The sequence below is a fragment of the Micromonospora sp. NPDC053740 genome (assembly GCF_040677775.1).
Taxonomy (GTDB): domain Bacteria; phylum Actinomycetota; class Actinomycetes; order Mycobacteriales; family Micromonosporaceae; genus Micromonospora; species Micromonospora alfalfae.
The window spans coordinates 417,228-434,418 of sequence record NZ_JBFASO010000004.1; the positions used below are offsets into that span (position 1 = coordinate 417,228).

At 72.5% G+C, this 17,191-nt stretch carries 17 protein-coding genes and 1 pseudogene; 14 read left to right on the forward strand and 4 right to left on the reverse strand.

The features are described from left to right. The first annotated feature begins 72 nt into the window (after window positions 1–72). The 5 genes from AB0K35_RS14805 to AB0K35_RS14825 all read left to right on the forward strand — a co-directional run bounded on the left by AB0K35_RS14805 (window position 73) and on the right by AB0K35_RS14825 (window position 3,262). On the forward strand, window positions 73–684 hold the full coding sequence (locus AB0K35_RS14805) for a class F sortase (RefSeq protein ID WP_363885647.1): 612 nt from the start codon (window positions 73–75) through the stop codon (window positions 682–684). Between the two features lie 131 nt (window positions 685–815). Further along, window positions 816–1,916, forward strand: a complete 1,101-nt coding sequence (locus tag AB0K35_RS14810; RefSeq protein WP_363885649.1) for a magnesium and cobalt transport protein CorA — start codon at window positions 816–818, stop codon at window positions 1,914–1,916. A 161-nt stretch (window positions 1,917–2,077) separates the two neighbouring features. After that, on the forward strand, window positions 2,078–2,503 hold the full coding sequence (locus AB0K35_RS14815) for a YchJ family protein (protein ID WP_363885651.1): 426 nt from the start codon (window positions 2,078–2,080) through the stop codon (window positions 2,501–2,503). Window positions 2,504–2,597: 94 nt separating this feature from the next. Beyond that, entirely contained in the window at window positions 2,598–2,879 is a 282-nt protein-coding gene (locus tag AB0K35_RS14820; RefSeq protein ID WP_363885653.1) for a hypothetical protein, read from the forward strand. Continuing rightward, a complete protein-coding gene (locus AB0K35_RS14825; RefSeq protein ID WP_363885655.1) occupies window positions 2,876–3,262 on the forward strand; it encodes a VOC family protein in 387 nt (128 codons plus the stop codon). Before AB0K35_RS14820 ends, AB0K35_RS14825 begins: the two co-directional genes overlap by 4 nt. Window positions 3,263–3,308: 46 nt before the next feature. Here the strand turns inward: AB0K35_RS14825 and AB0K35_RS14830 are convergent, their stop codons facing one another. Both AB0K35_RS14830 and AB0K35_RS14835 read right to left on the reverse strand, forming a co-directional pair. Continuing rightward, window positions 3,309–4,637, reverse strand: coding sequence for an MFS transporter (locus tag AB0K35_RS14830; protein ID WP_238669602.1), 1,329 nt, complete (start codon window positions 4,635–4,637; stop codon window positions 3,309–3,311). 628 nt (window positions 4,638–5,265) lie between these two features. Beyond that, window positions 5,266–5,997 (reverse strand): annotated as a pseudogene (locus AB0K35_RS14835) (hypothetical protein); the annotation flags it as partial. A 211-nt stretch (window positions 5,998–6,208) separates the two neighbouring features. Between AB0K35_RS14835 and AB0K35_RS14840 the strand changes: the two are divergent. The 4 genes from AB0K35_RS14840 to AB0K35_RS14855 all read left to right on the forward strand — a co-directional run bounded on the left by AB0K35_RS14840 (window position 6,209) and on the right by AB0K35_RS14855 (window position 10,582). After that, window positions 6,209–7,318, forward strand: coding sequence for an N-acetylmuramoyl-L-alanine amidase (locus tag AB0K35_RS14840; protein ID WP_357365140.1), 1,110 nt, complete (start codon window positions 6,209–6,211; stop codon window positions 7,316–7,318). Between the two features lie 88 nt (window positions 7,319–7,406). Beyond that, window positions 7,407–8,981 carry an FMN-binding glutamate synthase family protein gene (locus AB0K35_RS14845; protein WP_363885657.1) on the forward strand — a complete coding sequence of 525 codons (1,575 nt, stop codon included), beginning with the start codon at window positions 7,407–7,409 and terminating at the stop codon, window positions 8,979–8,981. A 483-nt stretch (window positions 8,982–9,464) separates the two neighbouring features. Continuing rightward, window positions 9,465–9,989, forward strand: coding sequence for an N-acetyltransferase (locus tag AB0K35_RS14850; protein WP_363885659.1), 525 nt, complete (start codon window positions 9,465–9,467; stop codon window positions 9,987–9,989). Window positions 9,990–10,000: 11 nt separating this feature from the next. Then, window positions 10,001–10,582 (forward strand): GNAT family N-acetyltransferase, encoded by a 582-nt coding sequence (locus AB0K35_RS14855; RefSeq protein WP_238669597.1) that lies wholly within the window; start codon window positions 10,001–10,003, stop codon window positions 10,580–10,582. On the opposite strand, the gene AB0K35_RS14860 is transcribed toward AB0K35_RS14855, so the two are convergent. Next, window positions 10,474–11,493, reverse strand: a complete 1,020-nt coding sequence (locus AB0K35_RS14860) for a YafY family protein (protein ID WP_363885661.1) — start codon at window positions 11,491–11,493, stop codon at window positions 10,474–10,476. The two genes, AB0K35_RS14855 and AB0K35_RS14860, sit on opposite strands and share 109 nt — an antisense overlap. 61 nt (window positions 11,494–11,554) lie before the next feature. On the opposite strand from AB0K35_RS14860, the gene AB0K35_RS14865 reads away from it, so the two are divergent. The 3 genes from AB0K35_RS14865 (at window position 11,555) to AB0K35_RS14875 (ending at window position 13,757) form a co-directional block, all read left to right on the forward strand. Beyond that, the gene (locus AB0K35_RS14865; protein WP_238669595.1) at window positions 11,555–12,025 is read left to right on the forward strand and encodes a VOC family protein; all 471 of its coding nucleotides are present in this window, start codon (window positions 11,555–11,557) and stop codon (window positions 12,023–12,025) included. Between the two features lie 56 nt (window positions 12,026–12,081). Next, complete coding sequence (dinB, locus tag AB0K35_RS14870) at window positions 12,082–13,269, forward strand: DNA polymerase IV (protein ID WP_363885662.1); 1,188 nt, start codon at window positions 12,082–12,084, stop codon at window positions 13,267–13,269. Between the two features lie 122 nt (window positions 13,270–13,391). After that, the gene (locus AB0K35_RS14875) at window positions 13,392–13,757 is read left to right on the forward strand and encodes a hypothetical protein (protein ID WP_363885664.1); all 366 of its coding nucleotides are present in this window, start codon (window positions 13,392–13,394) and stop codon (window positions 13,755–13,757) included. A gap of 104 nt (window positions 13,758–13,861) precedes the next feature. Here the strand turns inward: AB0K35_RS14875 and AB0K35_RS14880 are convergent, their stop codons facing one another. Continuing rightward, window positions 13,862–15,271: a nitrilase-related carbon-nitrogen hydrolase gene (locus AB0K35_RS14880; protein WP_363885665.1), complete on the reverse strand. Its 1,410-nt coding sequence runs from the start codon at window positions 15,269–15,271 to the stop codon at window positions 13,862–13,864. A gap of 109 nt (window positions 15,272–15,380) precedes the next feature. On the opposite strand from AB0K35_RS14880, the gene AB0K35_RS14885 reads away from it, so the two are divergent. Next, on the forward strand, window positions 15,381–16,499 hold the full coding sequence (locus AB0K35_RS14885) for a sensor histidine kinase (RefSeq protein ID WP_238669591.1): 1,119 nt from the start codon (window positions 15,381–15,383) through the stop codon (window positions 16,497–16,499). Then, the gene (locus tag AB0K35_RS14890) at window positions 16,499–17,152 is read left to right on the forward strand and encodes a response regulator transcription factor (protein WP_238669590.1); all 654 of its coding nucleotides are present in this window, start codon (window positions 16,499–16,501) and stop codon (window positions 17,150–17,152) included. Before AB0K35_RS14885 ends, AB0K35_RS14890 begins: the two co-directional genes overlap by 1 nt. Window positions 17,153–17,191: the final 39 nt, after the last annotated feature.

A 17,191-nucleotide genomic window follows, 5' to 3' on the forward strand; every position in this document is an offset into this window, starting at 1 on the left:
ATCCCTGAGACGGGTGCCCGCGCCGGTGACACCGGCGCGGGCACCCCGACGACCCGGTACGGAGGTGCACACGTGCGGTGGCGGCGAACCCTACCGGCAGTGGTAGCCCTGCTCGGCGTGACCGGGCTCGGGCTGATCACCGTCGGCCTCACCGCCGACCCGGCGCGGCCACCACTACCGTCGGCCGACGAGCCGACCCGCACCCACCCCGCACCGGACCTGGCGCCGCTGCCACCCGCCGCGCCGATCCGGGTGCAGATCCCCGCCATCGACGTACGCGCCGACATCGTCCCCGTCGGCGCCGACGCCGCCGGGGTGCTGGAGGTGCCGCCGCTGGACCGGCCCACCCTCGCCGGCTGGTACCGGCACGGGGTCAGCCCCGGTGAGACAGGCAACGCCGTCCTGGTCGGACACGTCGACGCGCCGTCCGGCCCCGCGGTCTTCTTCGACCTCGGTCGGCTCCGCGCCGGGCAGCAGGTGCAGGTCACCCGCGCCGACGCGCGGGTCGCCACATTCACAGTGGACGACGTGCGGGCGTACCCCAAGGAGCACTTCCCCACCACCCTGGTCTACGGCCCGGCCGACGCCGCCGGGCTACGCCTGATCACCTGCGGCGGCCGGTTCGACGCGGCGACCGGCAACTACGTCGACAACATCGTCGTCTTCGCCACCCGCACCGCCTGAACCGGACCACCCGCCTGAAACCGAGCACGCCCGGGCCGACTCCCCGCTGTCGGGAGCCGGACCCTGGTCGGCAGAATGCGGTGGCACCATCCCCTGATCGGGACGGTGCGGCGGCGACGGGGAGGCACGCGGTGGATCAGCGACCGGTACGGGACCGGACCGGTCGAGGCGTACGCGCCCTGGCCCGGCGACTGCTCGGACGGGTCGAGGGCGCCTCCCCCACCCCCCGTCGGTCCAACCCGGACGCCGTGGTCGACTGCGCCGTCTACGTCAACGGCCGCCGGGAACCCGGTCAACCGCACTACGCCGACGCGTACGCCCGGGCGCGGCACGGCCGCGACGCCTTCGTGTGGCTGGGACTTCACGATCCCGGCCCGGCCGTGCTCGCCGCCGTCGGCCAGACCTTCGGCCTCGACGAACTGACAGTCGAACAGGCGCTCGCCGACGGGCACCGGCCCACAGTGCAGCGCCACGGGCCGGTCACGCTGCTGGTCCTGCGCACCGCCGGGTACGTGGAGCACGACGAGCTGACCGACACCTCCGAGGTGATCGACACCGGTGACGTGATGGTGCTGCTCGGCGACCGCTTCGCCATCACTGTGCGGCACGGCGCCGCCGGGGCACTGCGCAGCGTCCGCGCCGACATCGAGCGCCGCCCCGCGCTGCTGGCCGCCGGCCCGTGGGCGGTGGCGTACGCGGTCTGCGCCCGCATGGTCGACTCCTACCTGGAGGTGGCCGGGCACGTGGAACGGAACCTGGAACGGGTCGAGGAGGCGGTGTTCGCCCGCGACCGCAGCGCCGACATCCAGCACATCTACCAGCTCAAACGGGAGGTGGTGGAGTTCAAGCGGGCAGTCCTGCCGTTGCAGGCGCCGATGCGTACGCTGCTCGAACCCGACGGTCCGCCGCGTGCCCTGCACCGCTGGTTCGTCGACGTCGACGGCCGGCTGAGCCGGGCGGTGGACCGGGTGGCCGCGTACGACGACCTGCTCACCTCGATCGTTCAGTCGCGACTGGCGCAGCTCGCCGTCGAGCAGAACAACGACATGCGCAAGATCGCCGCCTGGGCGGCCATCGCGGCCACCCAGACCGGCATAGCCGGCATCTACGGCATGAACTTCAACCACATGCCCGAGCTGGCCTGGCGCTACGGCTACGCCGGGGCCCTCACCCTGATGGCGGCGGCGGCCCTGTTCCTGTACCGGCTGTTCCGCCGCTCCGGCTGGCTGTGAGCCCACCCTCACCCCGCCCCCGCCCCCGCCCCCGCCCCGCCCCGCGATCTTGCAGTTTGTGTCGTCGATACGCACCCTTAATTACTTATGTCGCCACAGAAAGTGCAAGATCGCGTGAGGCGGGCCTGGGCGGGCGGGCCAAAGACCGGGGGTGCGGCAGGATGAACGACGTGGGTAAAGGTGCGGGACGTCGGCGGGCGAACGCGACGACGGGACGGGTGTGCCCGTGCGGTTCCGGTCGGGCGTACGCGGACTGCTGCGCCCCGGCGCACGGCGGCGACGCCCCGGCGACGGCCGAGGCGTTGATGCGCTCCCGGTTCAGCGCCTTCGCCCTCGGCGACTCCGGTTACCTGCTGCGCAGCTGGCACTCCTCGACCCGGCCCGCCTCCCTGGAGCTCGACCCGGGGCAGCGGTGGACCCGACTGGAGGTCGTGGAGACCGAGCGGGGCGGCCTGCTCGACACCGCCGGCACGGTGACCTTCCACGCCCACTACCGGGACGCGGGCCAGCCCGGCACGCTGACCGAACACAGCCGGTTCGTCCGCGAGGACGGCAGGTGGGTCTACCTCGACGGTGACCAACCCTGACGGCTGTTCGGGCATAGGATGACGTCGGCGTAGTCCTGCGCCGCACCTCCCTCCCGGCGCTCGCGCCGTCGGCAACGCGGAGGCAGAGGGGGCCTTGAGCCCTCGGGACGTGGTGCCACATGCCCCACTCCGGCGGGGTCGGCGGGAACGTGGGCCGGGCCCGGATGGAGAAGACCGGCGAGAGCTACACCACCGCCCGCCGGCACCTGATCAAGCGGACCGCCGAGCCGGCGCTGTCGGCGAGTCAAAGGCCCGGGTCAACGTCCTGCACGAGAAGCTGACCGGAGCGGAGCAGGCCGCGGAGTTGAAGGCGTACTGGCGGGACCGGCTCACCGCGCTGAAGGTGTTGCTCGAAACGGACGGAGACCACCGATGACACTGACATTCATCAACCTGCCGGTGCGCGACCTGACCACCGCCACCGAGTTCTACCGGGCGATCGGCTTCACCAGCGACCAGGCCGGGCCGGACGGCGACAGCACGGTGCTCACCATCTCCGACACCACCCGGCTGGTGCTGCACCTGCGCTCGGGCTTCGAGGCGTACACCGGGGTCGCCACGCCGGACACGGCGACCAGCCGGGAGGTCATCATCGGGCTGTCGGCGTCGAGCCGAGGGCAGGTCGACGAACTGGTCGACCAGGCGGCGGTCGCGGGTGGGGAGTCGCTCGGGCCGGGGATGGCCAACGGCCCGATGTACATGCGCGGCTTCCGCGACCTCGACGGCCACCAGTGGTCGTTCCTGCACATGGCCGGCTGACAGTACGGCCCGGCGGCGGCCCGAGGAGGCCGCCGCCGGGCCCCGGTCAGTCCGGCACCGCCGCGGCCACGCCGACGGGCACCGCCGTCCGGCGGCGGTGGGTCAGCAGCACCAGCGCCACCACGAGGTACGCCCCGGCGGTCAGCGCGAACGCCACAGCGTTGCCGGCCGCCGTGGCGAGCAGACCGTAGCCGGCGTACGTCACGATGATCAGCACGTCGGTGGCCATCCCGGCCAACGAGGTGACTGTGGCGCGGGTGGTGCCGGTGATCCGGGCCTGGAGCCGCGCGTCGGCCAGCACTGTGGCCAACTGCGCGGCCCCGAAGGCCACCGCGAGCAGCACGAACCCCGCCGGGTGCCGGAGCAGGGCCCCTGCGGCCAGCGCGACGCCGACCAGCCCCAGCAGGGCGGCGTAGCCTCGGCTGCCCAGCCGCTCCCCCGCCGGGGCGAGCAGCCCACCGACCGTCACTCCGGCCCAGAGCAGCAGGAGCAGCAGCGGTACGGCCCGCGCGTCGACGCCGGTGTCCAGTGCGAGCAGCGGGGTGTACTCGTCCAGGGCACCCCAGTCGGCGGCGACAACGGCCACCAGCAGCACGGCGGCCCGTACCGGCGGGCGGGTGCGGACCTGTGACACTCCGGCCCGCAGCGTGTCCCACCACCCCAGGTCCCCATCGTCGTCCGGGCTCGCGGGCGCGACGGTGTCCGGCTCGTGCGGTCCCGGGGGTGCGGCACCCACCGGCCGGGCGGCCATCGCCGGCTCGGCGACCGGGACGGCCGCGGCGGTCGGCGTGCGGTGCTCCGGGAAGCGGGTCGCGACGATCGTGGCGAGCAGGCAGGCGAGCACGCTGGCCGCGCCGACCACCGGGTACCCGCCGACGGCGAGCACCGGGCCGGCGAGCACTCCGGAGACCACAACGCCCAGCACACCCGCCGTCCGCGCCCGCCCGAGCACCCGCGCGTACCGGCCGACAGCGCCGAGCCGGTCCAACTCGGTCCAGACCAACGCCTCCAGCGCACCGGAGACCAGTGCGCCACCGGCGCCCCAGAGCAGGAAACCGACAGCGAAGGCCGGGTACGACGGCAGCAGCACCCAGAGCGCGAAACCCGCGGCGGCCGCCAGCGGGGCGAGGCACAGCAGCAGCCGGCGGGACAGCACGTCGGCCCAGGCGCCGGAGGGCACCTCGAACAGGATGCCGGCGGCGGACCAGATGACGAAGAGCGACGCGATCTGCCCCACCGACAGCCCGGTGTCGGCGAACAACACCACGTACAGCGGATAGAGCAGGACGAGGTCACTGAGGAACGAGTACCCGTAGAGGGTCGCCGTCAGCCGACGGACCGCCGGCTCGGGCACGCGCGAGTCGATGCGGGTCATGGGGCCTTCCCGTGAGAGTGGAGACGGACACCGGACGTTCGGTGCCCGTGGTGGTCCACGGGATCGGCCGACGCTGCTGGATCAATGTCGCCAGGTCATGGCCGCGATGCTAGACAACCGGCGCGGCTACGGCCAGCGCTTTCGGTGTGCCGGGCAACGCGAACCGCGCCGGCTGGGCGAGGCGGAGTGGCCAACGAGAGGCGGGGCGGGATCAGATCGATCCCGCCCCGCCGCCGTACCGCTGGTGTCAGCGCCTGTCGACCGGCGGAATGACAGTGGTGGTCTCACCGTCGTCGCTGGTGCGCTGCCCGGGCACCGCGCGATCGGTGCCGCCCGTGACCACCTGGGTGGCGTCGGGGTCGACGCCGGCGCCCACCACCTGCGTGGTGTCCGAATCGGCCGAGCCGCTGACCACCTGGGTCGTGTCGTCGGTAGCGGAGGGCCGGGCCGGCATCGGCGTCACGTCGTCGACGGCGCTGCGATCGACCGCCTGGGTGGCGTCGGAGCTGACCGGGAAGTGGACGACCTGGGTGGCCTCCGGGTCGGTGGGCCGGGTCACCACCTGGGTGGCGTCGGCGGCGGCCGGCCGGGGCACCACCTGGGTGGCCTCCGCGCCGCTGGTGGTGGCCGACCGGCGAGCCAGCTCGGCCTCGGCGTCGCGGCGACCGGCCCGGTACGCCTGGGCGTGCTCGGCGATCACCTGCGACTCCTGCTCGGCGCGGGTCAGCCACGACTCCCAACGACTCTGCATCGGACGGATCAGACCGCCGCCGACACCGACGACGAGGATGCCGCCGATCGTGGCCAGCACGGCGATCAGCACGGGAGTGGTGACCGCTGTGGCCACGCCGATCTGGTTGAGCGCGGCGATGACGCCGAGGCCGAGGATGAACACCGAGGCGATGGTGGCCAGCACCCGGCCGTACGACAGGCCGCCGAGCGCGCCGCTGATGATGTCCTTGACCGCGTTGGCGATGGCGGCGGCGACCACGACGATGACGATCGCGACGAAGGCGCGGGGCAGCCACGCGATCACCGCGCCGAGCAGGTCGGAGATCGGGTTCGGCCCCCAGATGCCGAAGGCGAGCTGAAGGGTGAACAGCAGCACCGCGTAGTAGACGAGCTTCGCGACGATGTCACTGGCGTCGTACCGGGAGCGGCTCAACGCGCGGCGGATGCCGCCGCGTTCGACGGCGCGGTCGAAGCCCACCCGTTCGAGGACCTTCTCCACGATCTTCAGTGCGGCCTTGGCGATCAGCCATCCGGCCACCAGGATCGCCAGGAAGGCGACGGCCTTGGGCAGGAAGAGCATCACCGAGCGGAGAGCGTCGCCCACCGCGTCGCTGACGTTGTCACTCATCTGGTCATTCCTTAAATGTGGCAGCCGGAACGGTCAGTCCCGACCTACCCCCGACCCGACGCGCGGAAACGCCGACCAGGCAGGACCGCCCCTCTGGCGCGGGGACGAGTCTTGGCAATATTCTCCGGAGTAAGTGCGGCCACTGGAGCTACTTTTCATCCCCCCGCCGTCGGCCGCAGGAGGAGACGCAATGCACGTCGACCATTCCGAAGTGGATCGCCGGACGCTGCTGCGGGCCGGTCTCGGCGCCGCCACTGTCGCCGTCGTCGGGAGCGAACTCGCCTTCCCGGGCGCGGCGCAGGCCGCGCCGGGCGCCGACCTGGACTGGATCATCAGCTGTGACGAGTGGGCCGCCCGCCCACCGAAGGACCCGCTGTCGGTGAGCGCCATCGCCACCAACAAGATCATCGTGCACCACATGGCGTTCCCGAACGTCACCGACTACTCCCGCGAGCAGGCGGTCAAGCTGGCCCACGACTGCCAGGACCTGCATATGGACGGCAACGGCTGGTCGGACACCGGCCAGCACTTCACAGTGAGCCGTGGCGGGTACGTGCTGGAGGGTCGCCGGGGCAGCCTGGAGCGCCTGGAAGCCGGCGACCGGCAAATGATCTCGGCGCACTGTCCGGGTGAGAACGGCAGGGCCATCGGCATCGAGAACGAGGGCACCTACGTCACCGAGACGCCACCCGAGGCGTTGACCGACTCGCTGGTCAAGCTCTGCGTCGCGATCTGCCGGCAGTACGGGCTGCACGCACACGACATCTTCGGCCACTGGGACTTCCGCACCACCGAGTGCCCGGGCGCGGCCTTCTACCGGCAGTTCCCCGAGCTGCGGCGGCGGGTGCACGCCGCCCTCGGCACCAAGCTCGGTGAGGTGCCGGCACGCCGCTGGCCGGATCTGTGGCGTTTCGTCAACTCCCCCTCGGTTCGCGTGGTGCAGCACCTGCTCGCCTACCGGGGCTACCCGGTGACCGTCAGCGGCACGTTCGACGCCGCGACCGTCGCGGCGGTGCAGGACTGGCAGGCCCGCAACGGCATCGCGGTGGACGTGGACGCCACACTCACCACGCCGACCTGGGAGACCCTCGCCCCGGAGCTGGACCAGCACGCCGCCGGGGCGCCGGTCACGGCCGTGCAGGAAATCCTCGCCACCAAGGGGTACGCGGTCACCGTCACCGGGGCGTACGACCACGCCACCCGGAGGGCGGTGCAGGACCTTCAGGCGCTGCACGGTCTGCCCCGCAACGGCAAACTCAGCACGAGCACGTGGTGCACTGTCGTCGGCGGATCGGTCCGCGAGTCGTTCCGGCACCGCTGAGCGCGGGGTGGCGGTGCGGGCCGCACCCGCACCGCCACCAGCCAGCTCACCGGTTTGATCCGCCGCCCGGGCGGAAAGAGTCCCGGGCATGACCTGGGCCCGTCGAGCCGTACCCGCTGTCGCCGCCGCCGTCGCGGCCCTCGCCGCGCGGGACCTGATCCAGCGCGACCACGCGCTGCTGCGCAACTTTCCGGTCCTCGGCCGGGCCCGCTACCTGTTGGAGACGATCGGGCCGGAGCTACGGCAGTACATCGTGGCCGGTAACAACGAGGAGCGGCCGTTCACCCGCGACCAGCGCCGCTGGGTGTACGCGTCGGCCAAACAGGAGAACAACTACTTCGGTTTCGGCACTGACAACGACATCGAGTACACCCCCGGGTACCCGATCATCAAGCACCGCACGTTCGGCCGTGCCGTGCCGCCGTCGTCACCGACAGCCGGGCACGACGTGCGGTTGCCCTGCGCGAAGGTGCTCGGAGCGGCACGGGGACGCGCCCGGGCGTTCCGACCGGAGTCGGTGGTCAACATCTCCGGGATGAGCTTCGGCTCGCTCTCCGGCAATGCCATCGCCGCGCTCAACAGGGGGGCGGCGCTCGCCGGCTGCCTGCAGAACACCGGCGAGGGCGGCCTGTCGCCGTACCACCGCAACGGCGGTGAGCTGGTCTTCCAACTCGGCACCGCGTACTTCGGCTGCCGCGACCAGCACGGCCGGTTCAGCCTCGACCGGCTGAAGGACCTGGTCGCAGGCGCACCGGTGCGGGCGCTGGAGATCAAGCTGAGCCAGGGCGCCAAGCCAAGCCTCGGTGGGCTGCTGCCCGGGGCGAAGGTGTCCGCCGAGATCGCCGCCACCCGGGGCATCCCGGCCGGTCAGGACTGCGTCAGCCCATCCCGGCACGCCGAGTTCTCCGACTGCGACAGCCTGCTCGACTGGGTGGAGTTGCTGGCCGCCGAGACGGGTCTGCCGGTCGGCATCAAGTCGGCGGTCGGTGACCTGAGCTTCTGGCAGGAGTTGGCCACCCTGATGCGGGACACCGGCAGGGGTGTGGACTTCGTGACGATCGACGGCGGCGAAGGTGGCACCGGGGCCGCACCACTGATCTTCACCGACTCCGTGTCGCTCCCGTTCCAGCAGGGCTTCTCCCGGGTCTACAAGATCTTCGCCGAGCGGGATCTGCACGAACAGGTGGTCTTCGTCGGCGGCGGCAAGCTCGGCTTGCCGGACAACGCCATAGTGGCGTTCGCGCTCGGCTGCGACATGGTCAACGTCGGTCGGGAGGCGATGCTCGCGATCGGCTGCATCCAGGCGCAGAAGTGCCACACCGACACCTGCCCCACCGGCGTCGCCACCCAGAACGCGTGGCTCGCCCGGGGCCTGGACCCGACGTCGAAGTCGGTCCGGGCGGCCAACTACCTGCGGACGCTGCGCCGGGACCTGACCAAGGTCGCCGAGGCCTGCGGCGTCGAACACCCCGGCCTGATCGGCACCGACGCCGTGGAGATCCTGGACGGCCGCACCGGCTCCACCCCACTGCACCAGGTGTACGGCTACCGACCGGAATGGGGACTGCCCTCGCCCGCCGACCAGGCGGAGATCATCCGGCTGATGGTCCCGGAGGCACCCCAGGGCGGCAGCGCCCCGCCCTCCGCCACTGCCGTCGGCTGAGATGGCGCCCGACCCGACCCGACCCGGGCTGTGCCGAGCCGAGCCGAGCCGGGCCTTGCCGGACCGGACCTGGCCGGACCGGACCTGGCCGGACCGGACCTGGCCGGACCGGACCTGGCCGCTGACCCGCCCCCGCCCCGGCCTCCGACCGGACCTGGACTCCGACCCGCCGGCCTACGACCCCGCTGATCTCGGGCCGGGAGCCCTATTCGCTCATTCGTGCGATGACTGTCAGTCATCAATATGACTGACAGTCATCGCCCGTTTCCGCGACATGCCCTCCAACTGCCGTCGGTTCGGCAACAGCCCCGGCGAGGCAACCGACCGGCCCGCGCCAACCGGCCGAGCACAGCGCCGAACCGCGGACGTCCAGATGATCGGCGCCACGGGCGCCACGGGTCGGCGGGCCGGGGACGTCGCGTCGTCGGCATTCGACGGGATAACGCGTGGAGCCGTTGCCGAGGGCACCCGTATGGTGGCGCGGTGCTGATCAGACGCGAGACACCCGCCGACGTCGACGACGTTCGGGCGGTGCACTGCGCAGCCTTCGCCAAGGCCGATGGCGGTGACGGCGTACCGGTCGAGGCGACCCTTGTCGACGCGTTGCGCGCCGACGAGGGCTGGCTGCCCGCGTACTCCCTGGTGGCGACCGATGTGGACGGCCGGGTGGTCGGGCACGTGGTGGCCACCCGCGGCCGAGTGGACGGTGCGCCGGTGGCGTTGGGCCTGGGGCCGCTGGGCGTGTTGCCGGACCGGCAGCGGAGCGGTGTGGGCAGCGCGTTGATGCACGCGGTGCTCGGCGCGGCCGACGCACGGGACGAACCGCTGGTGGTCCTGCTCGGGCATCCCGACTACTACCCGCGCTTCGGGTTCCGGCCGGCCGTCGAGCTGGGCGTCACCCCGCCCCAGCCGTGGGGGCCGCAGTACTTCATGGCGCGACAGTCGCACGCCTGGCGCGAGTCGATCCGCGGCGAGTTCCGCTACGCCAGCCCGTTCGACGACCTGTGAACCGACAGGCTGTGCGTCGACGACGCGCCACCGACCTGGACGGCTGCGTCGCGGCGCTCGCCGAGGTTCACCGGGTCGACGGGTACCCACTGAACTGGCCCGCCGACCCGCACCGCTGGCTGCGCGAGCCGCACCCGGCGCGAGCCTGGGTCGCCGTCGACGCCGACGCGGCCGTTGTCGGACACGTCGCGGTGCATCGGATCCCCGATCAGGTGGACGGCCCGCCCGGCCGGCCGACAGCCGAGGTGGCTCGTCTCTTCGTCGCGCCGAGAGCCCGTGGGTTGGCGCTGGGCAGCGCGCTGCTGGAACGGGCCCGCCAGTGGGCGGACAAACGCGCAACGGACCTGGTGCTGGAGTTGGCCGCCGGTGGCACCGCGGCCGCCGCGCTGTACGAGCGCGCAGGGTGGCTGTGGGTCGGCACCAGCACGGCACCATGGACCGCTCCCGACGGCAGCCCGGTGTCGCTGCGCCACTACACGCTGCGTCACCGCGCGCCGGGCTCCGAGGTCGCGCCGGCCAGCCCCGCGAGGCGACGGGCCAGCCGGCCTGCGGCCTCGCGCAGCCCGGGAGGCTCCAACACCTCCATCTCGTGATCCAGGCGGGCGAGGTGCGCGGCGAGCCAGTCCAGGCTGTCGCCGCCGACGACCAGCACTGACCAACCGTCGCGGTCTTCCTCGACCCGCCCCACCTGTGCTGGGATAACCTCCCGCAACCGCTCCGGTCGGGCGTGCACCCGCACCCGGGCGAGGTACCGGTACGGCGCCCCGGTCACGGAACGCTGCACGAAGGAAACCGGATCCGGGTGGTCGCGCGCGGGGAAACGCCAGGTCGTCGCCACCGCAGCCCGCATCCGGTCCAGTCGGAACGTCCGCCAGTCGGCGCGGTCTGCGTCCCAGGCCATCAGATACCAACGGCGGCCGGTGGTGACCATCCGGATCGGCTCGACAGTCCGTTCCTGCTCACCAGCGTCCCGGCCGGCATACTCGACAGTCCGTTCCTGCTCACCAGCGTCCCGGCCGGCATAGTGGAACCGAACGCGGACCCCGTCCCGACAGGCCCGGGCGAGTGTCACCAGCAGTTCCGCGTCGATCTCGGCGACCGGACCGATGAGGGTGTCGGTGGAGCCGTGCACCGCCCGCACCTCGGCGCGGAGCCGCGACGGCATCACCTGGTCGAGCTTCGCGAGTGCCCGCAGCGCCGCCTCGCTCGCACCGGCGATCGTGCCCCCGGAGGCCAGCCGCAGCGACACCGCCGTGGCGATCGCCTCCTCGTCGTCGAGGAGCAACGGCGGCAGCCGGGTGCCCGCACCGAGTCGATAGCCGCCGCCGACGCCCGACACCGCGTGCACCGGGTAGCCGAGCGCCCGCAGACGCTGCACGTCGCGGCGCACGCAACGGCCGCTGACCCCCAGCTCGGCGGCGAGTTCGGCAGCCGTCCAGGACAGCCGTCGTTGCAGCAGCGCCAGCAGGCGCAGCACCCGCTCGGTCGTCGCCTCGACTGTCACGCGTCGATCGTTTCACGGATAGCGGAACAACCCTGTCCGCTATCCGCGAGAGGCTGAAATCATGACCGACCAGAACAGGAAGCAGGGATCCGCCGTGACCCGCGACGTCCAGATCACGTTCGACTGCGCCGACCCGGCGAGGTTGGCCACGTTCTGGGCCGAGACGCTCGGCTACCAGGTGCAGGCACCACCCGGAGACTTCGAGTCCTGGGACCAGGCGCTGGAGGCGATGGGTGTGCCGCCGGAGAAGCGCAACGACGCGTCGGCGGTGGTCGACCCCGAGGGCTCGCGGCCACGGCTGTTCTTTCAGCGGGTGCCGGAGCACAAGCAGGTGAAGAACCGCGTCCACCTCGACGTACGCGCGGCCCCCGGACTGGAGGGTGAGGAGCGGATGGCGGCCCTGGAGGCGGAGGCCGAACGGCTCGTCTCGCACGGTGCCAAGCGGCTCAGTCGGCACGAGCCCACTCCCCCATTGGGCGCCGGTCATCTCATCATGGCCGACCCCGAGGGCAACGAGTTCTGCCTCGACTGACCGACGTTCGCCCAGCTCACTGCCGCACCAGCCGGACGCCATGCGAACATGTGTACGTGTCGCCCGGCGCCAGCATCCTGCACGCCGACCTGGACGCGTTCTACGCGTCGGTCGAGCAGCGTGACGACCCGCGTCTGCGGGGGCGGCCGGTGATCGTCGGTGGCGGCGTGGTGCTCGCGGCCAGCTACGAGGCGAAGGCGCGGGGCGTCCGCAGCGCGATGGGCGGCCAGCAGGCGCGGAGGCTGTGCCCGGACGCGATCGTCGTGCCGCCTCGGATGTCGGCGTACACGGCGGCGAGCCGCGCGGTCTTCGAGATCTTCCGGCAGACCACACCGCTGGTCGAGGGGCTCTCCATCGACGAGGCGTTCCTCGACGTGGGTGGTCTACGGCGGCTGGTCGGGCCACCGGCCGAGATCGCCGAGCGACTGCGCCGGGAGGTCCGCGACCGGGTCCACCTGCCGATCACGGTGGGGGTGGCCCGCACGAAGTTCCTGGCCAAGGTGGCCAGCGGCGTGGCGAAACCGGACGGCCTGCTGGTGGTCGCACCGGACGCCGAGCTGGCGTTCCTGCACCCGCTGCCGGTGGAACGGCTCTGGGGCGTCGGCCCGGTCACGGCCGCGAAGCTGCGCGAACGCCGGATCCGTACCGTCGGGGAGGTGGCCCGCCTCGGTGAGGCGGCGCTGGTGTCGCTGCTCGGTGCGGGCGCCGGCCGGCACCTGCACGCGCTGGCGCACAATCGCGACCCCCGGGCGGTGCAGGTGGGGCGGCGGCGCGGTTCGATGGGCGCGCAACACGCGCTGAGTCGCACCCCGCACGCCTCGACGGAACTGGACGCCATCCTCGCCAGCCTGGTCGACCGGGTCAGCCGGCGGATGCGGACGGCCGGGCGGTCCGGCCGCACCGTGGTGTTGCGGCTGCGCTTCGGCGACTACACCCGGGCGACCCGCTCACACACGGTGGGTAAGGCGACGGCGGAGACGACGCCACTGCTCGCCGCCGCGCGTGCGCTGCTAGGCGCCGCGCTGCCCGAGATCGATCGGCGTGGCATCACCCTGATCGGTGTCTCAGTGGGCAACCTCGACGACAACCCGGTCCAGCCTGAGCTGCCGTTCCAGCCGGACTCCGGGTCCCATCTGGACGCTGCGGTCGACGCGGTCCGCGACCGGTTCGGATCAGCGGCGCTCACGCGGGCGGTGTTGCTCGGCCGGGAGCCGGGCGTGGAGATGCCGCTTCTGCCGGACTGACCGATAAGCGTGCGGCGTCCTCGGCCGAGCTGCGATCAGAGACACATCACAGCAGGTCGGCGGTTTAGCCGGCGACTGACGGGTGACCCTTGGGGGGTACAGCCTGACGAGGGGGGCCCACCATGTCCGACGACACCAGCAACCGACCGAGTCGCACCGCCGAGCGTCCGCACGACGTGACCGATCCGCTGCTGTGGCAGTTGGCGATTGACGTGCTGAGCGCACACGAGCCGGACGACGAGGGCCAGTGCCGCAACCTCCAGTGCGCCGGGCAGCAGTGGCCGTGCGCGGCCCGCACCGGCGCCGAGCACTCACTGCGGCTGGCCCGCAGCACACCCGCCTCGGTCGAACTGACCGTCGACGGAACAGACGGCGACGACGCCGACACGGACGGGCGTCGTGACGCGGCGGTACCGGCCCCCCGCTGGGGCTGGAACGCCGGACCGGTGGCGTCGCACCGAGAGGCGAAGGCCGCCTCCGCGGCGTGACGGGCCACCAACCCCTGCGCTGATCCGCACCGCACAGGCGAACGCTCGGCCGGTTGTCCGGCCGAGCGTTCGGCTGTCGCGGCGGAGCCTGGCAACGATGGACCTCAAGCCCGGTCCGTGGGCCGACCCGGACGCGTTCGCCCACCGGAACCGCTGGTAACCGGCCACCACCGCGCGCCACCCACGGCCAGTACCAACAGGACCACTGACAACAGCGGAAACCAATCTCCGGTACGCGAATAGACAGTGCCCCACCCCGACGTCGGCGTGGCGAGCAGCAACTGCGCGTCACCGGCGGTGGCCTCACCCACGATCCTGCCGCCGGGGTCGGTGACCGTCAGCCGGCCGAACGCCGCGGCCCGGACCACGACGAGCCCGTTCTCCACGCCCCGGACCAGTGCCATCCGTCCGTGCAGCCAGCCGTCGGAGGTGAAGTCCAGGGCGGGGACGAGCAGCACCGAGGCGCCCTGCGCCCGATACCGCCGGACCAGGCCGGGAAAGTCGAGGTCCTTGCAGATCGCGACGCCGAACCGCCCGTCCACGAGCACCTCGTCACCCGGCGTCAGCCAGTCTTCCAGGCCCGGGACGAGATGCTGCTTCTCGTACGTCGCGATGGTCCCGCCCGGTGTGAGCACCAGCGCGACGTTGCTCGCCCTGTCGGCCCGTCGCCGCACCGCGCCGACGACGACCTGAGCCTCGGTCTGCTGGAGCGCGGCCACGAGCACCGGCATCGTCGTGTCCGTCACGGCGAACACCTTCTCCGGCAGGACGACGATCCGCGCCCCGCGGGCGACCAGGTTCTCGACCCGCGCGGCGTAACGGGCGAGCAGGTCACGGCCGGGCTGCCCGTCGATCGGGAGCCCGTCCTCGGGCTGCCGCAATGCCACCAGGCCGACGGTCAGCCGCTCGGCCGGCTCGGGCGAACGGCCCAGCGACCAGGCCGACCACCCGCCGGCGCCGAGCAGGAGGACGAGCAGGCAGGTGAGGGCGGGACGAGGGCTTCCGCGCAGGGCGGCGAGGGCGATCGGGACGGCGAGCAGCAGGTAGGTGACGCCCCAGACGCCGGTGAGCGCGGTCAGTTGGATCACCGGGCGGACGTCGGCCTGAGTGTAGGCGAGGCTCCACCAGGCGCCGTTGGGCAGCAGGCGGGACGCGACGTACTCCCCCAGCACCCAGAGCGAGGGCACGGCGAGGACGGCGAGGACTGTTCGTCCGCGCAACAGCAGTGCGCGGGCGAGCAGGACCGTGCCGGTCGCGAGACCGACGCCGAGCAGGACCACACCGACGACCACGGGGACCGGTAGTCGCAGGGTGCCGAGGTAGTAGCCGAGCACGCCGCACTGACCGATCGACCAGGCGAGGGCTGTCGCGCAGAGCGCCGTCCTCGGGCGTACCCGCGTCGAGGCGAGGATCAGCGGGAGCGGGGCGAGCCAGGTCAGCGCGGGGACCGGGTGCAGCCCGGTGCCACCGAACCAGAGCAGGCCACTCAGGAGCGTGGCGAGGATCGTCATCATGTGTCGAGCGTGCGGCGGTGGCGGCCGGGTCGGATCGCCCTGCGAGGCCGGATCGATCTGGTCCCGTGGAGGGAGGCGTCAACGCGCCGGGTCGGACGATACTGCCGACGTGAAGCGGTACGTCAATCTCGCCGTCACCGTGGCCGCCGTCGCCGCGACAGTGCTGCCCGCCCTGGCCGGTGGGCCACGCGAGTGGTGGGTGCTGCCGCTCGCGGTGGCGTCGTCGGTGCCGGTGCTGTGGCGGGACCAGGCGTTGCTCCGGGTCGCCCTCGTGGTGGGCGTCGCCACCACCGTGTCCGCCTCGCTCGGCGCGCCCCCACTGCTGCCGGTCGGACCGCTCGTCTGCCTCTACACGTTCGCGGCGCGGGCCTCAGTGCCGATCCGCCTGCTCGGCATCGTGCTGACCGCCGCCGGCCTGCTGGTCTCGTTGCTGTATCCCCGCCCGGACGTGGAGGTGCTGCGTTACCTGTCGGTCGCCTACCTCTTCGCGTACGCGCTGGGCACCAGCACCCGGGCACGCCGAAGCCAGACCGCGGCCCTCGCCGAACGCGATCGTCGGATCGCCGGTGAACGTGCGGCGGCGGTGCTGCGTGAACGCACCCGGATCGCCCGCGACCTGCACGACATCCTCACCCACGCGGTCGGCGTCATGATCGTCCAGGCGGAGGCGGGTCCCCTCCTGGTCCGTCACCAGCCGGATCGCGCCGATGCCACGTTCGCGACGATCGCCGCCACCGGCAGGGACGCTGTCGTCCAGCTCCGCCGCGCGGTCGGCAGCCTGCACGAACCCACCGACCAGCCACTCGACCAGCCGGGTCTGGACCACCTTCCCGTCCTGGTCGAGCGGGTCCGCGCCACCGGCCTCGATGCCGTGCTCACCGTCTCGCCGTCCGCGGGTGCCGTCGAGCCGCCGCTCGCGCCACCCCCGGACGTCGGGGTGGCCGCCTACCGGATCGTGCAGGAGTCCCTGACCAATGTGGTGCGCCATGCCGGGGCAGGATCGGTTCGCGTCCGACTGGACTACACGGCGAACTCGCTCACCGTGTCGATCACCGACGACGGGCGCGGTCATCGAGCGTCCGACGCCGGCCGGGCCGGGTACGGGATCGTCGGCATGCGCGAGCGCGCCCACGCCTGCGGCGGCACCCTGCACACCGGCCCGACCTCCGACAGCCAGGGCTTCGCGGTGACCGCTGTCCTGCCGCTGTCGACACCGGCGGTGATCTGATGCTGCGTGTCGTGCTCGCCGATGATCAGGACCTGTTCCGGGCGGGGTTCGCCACCATCCTCGGCGCCGAGCCGGACATCGAGGTGGTCGCCGAGGCCCCGGACGGCGCAGCCGCAGTGCGGGCCGCCCGCGAACACCGCCCCGACGTCGTCCTGATGGACATGCGGATGCCCGTCCTGGACGGTGTCGCAGCGACCCGCCAGGTCTGCGCGCTCACCCCGAGCCGGGTCCTCGCCCTGACCATGTTCGACACCGACGACTACCTGTACGCGGCCCTGCGGGCCGGGGCCAGCGGCTTCCTGCTCAAGGACGCTCCCCGAGCCGACCTGGTGAACGCGGTCCGCGTGGTGGCCGCCGGGGACGCGCTGCTCGCTCCCGCCGTCACCGCCCGAGTGATAGGCGAGCTGCACCGGCGGGGCCATCCGGACCCCGCCCGGGCCGCCGCGGTGACTGCCCTGACCGCCCGTGAGACGGACGTGCTGCGCCTGATCGCGGCCGGCCTGTCCAACGCCGAGATCGCCGCCCACCACCACCTCAGCGAGCACACGGTGAAGACACATGTCGGCAACCTGCTCACCAAACTGCACCTGCGCGACCGCGCCCAGGCGGTGATGATCGCCTACGAGTCGGGTCTGGTGATCCCCGGCCGGTGACGGCGGCGGAGTCAGGCCACGATGCGATGCGCTAGCGCA

Excerpts from the sequence above, each read along its gene's own strand:
- AB0K35_RS14890 (WP_238669590.1), top strand. The coding sequence starts at position 16,499 with ATGCTGCGTGTCGTGCTCGCCGATGATCAGGACCTGTTCCGGGCGGGG.
- AB0K35_RS14830 (WP_238669602.1), bottom strand. The coding sequence starts at position 4,637 with ATGACCCGCATCGACTCGCGCGTGCCCGAGCCGGCGGTCCGTCGGCTG.
- AB0K35_RS14815 (WP_363885651.1), top strand. The coding sequence starts at position 2,078 with ATGAACGACGTGGGTAAAGGTGCGGGACGTCGGCGGGCGAACGCGACG.
- AB0K35_RS14865 (WP_238669595.1), top strand. The coding sequence starts at position 11,555 with ATGACCGACCAGAACAGGAAGCAGGGATCCGCCGTGACCCGCGACGTC.
- AB0K35_RS14825 (WP_363885655.1), top strand. The coding sequence starts at position 2,876 with ATGACACTGACATTCATCAACCTGCCGGTGCGCGACCTGACCACCGCC.
- AB0K35_RS14845 (WP_363885657.1), top strand. The coding sequence starts at position 7,407 with ATGACCTGGGCCCGTCGAGCCGTACCCGCTGTCGCCGCCGCCGTCGCG.
- AB0K35_RS14875 (WP_363885664.1), top strand. The coding sequence starts at position 13,392 with ATGTCCGACGACACCAGCAACCGACCGAGTCGCACCGCCGAGCGTCCG.
- AB0K35_RS14880 (WP_363885665.1), bottom strand. The coding sequence starts at position 15,271 with ATGATGACGATCCTCGCCACGCTCCTGAGTGGCCTGCTCTGGTTCGGT.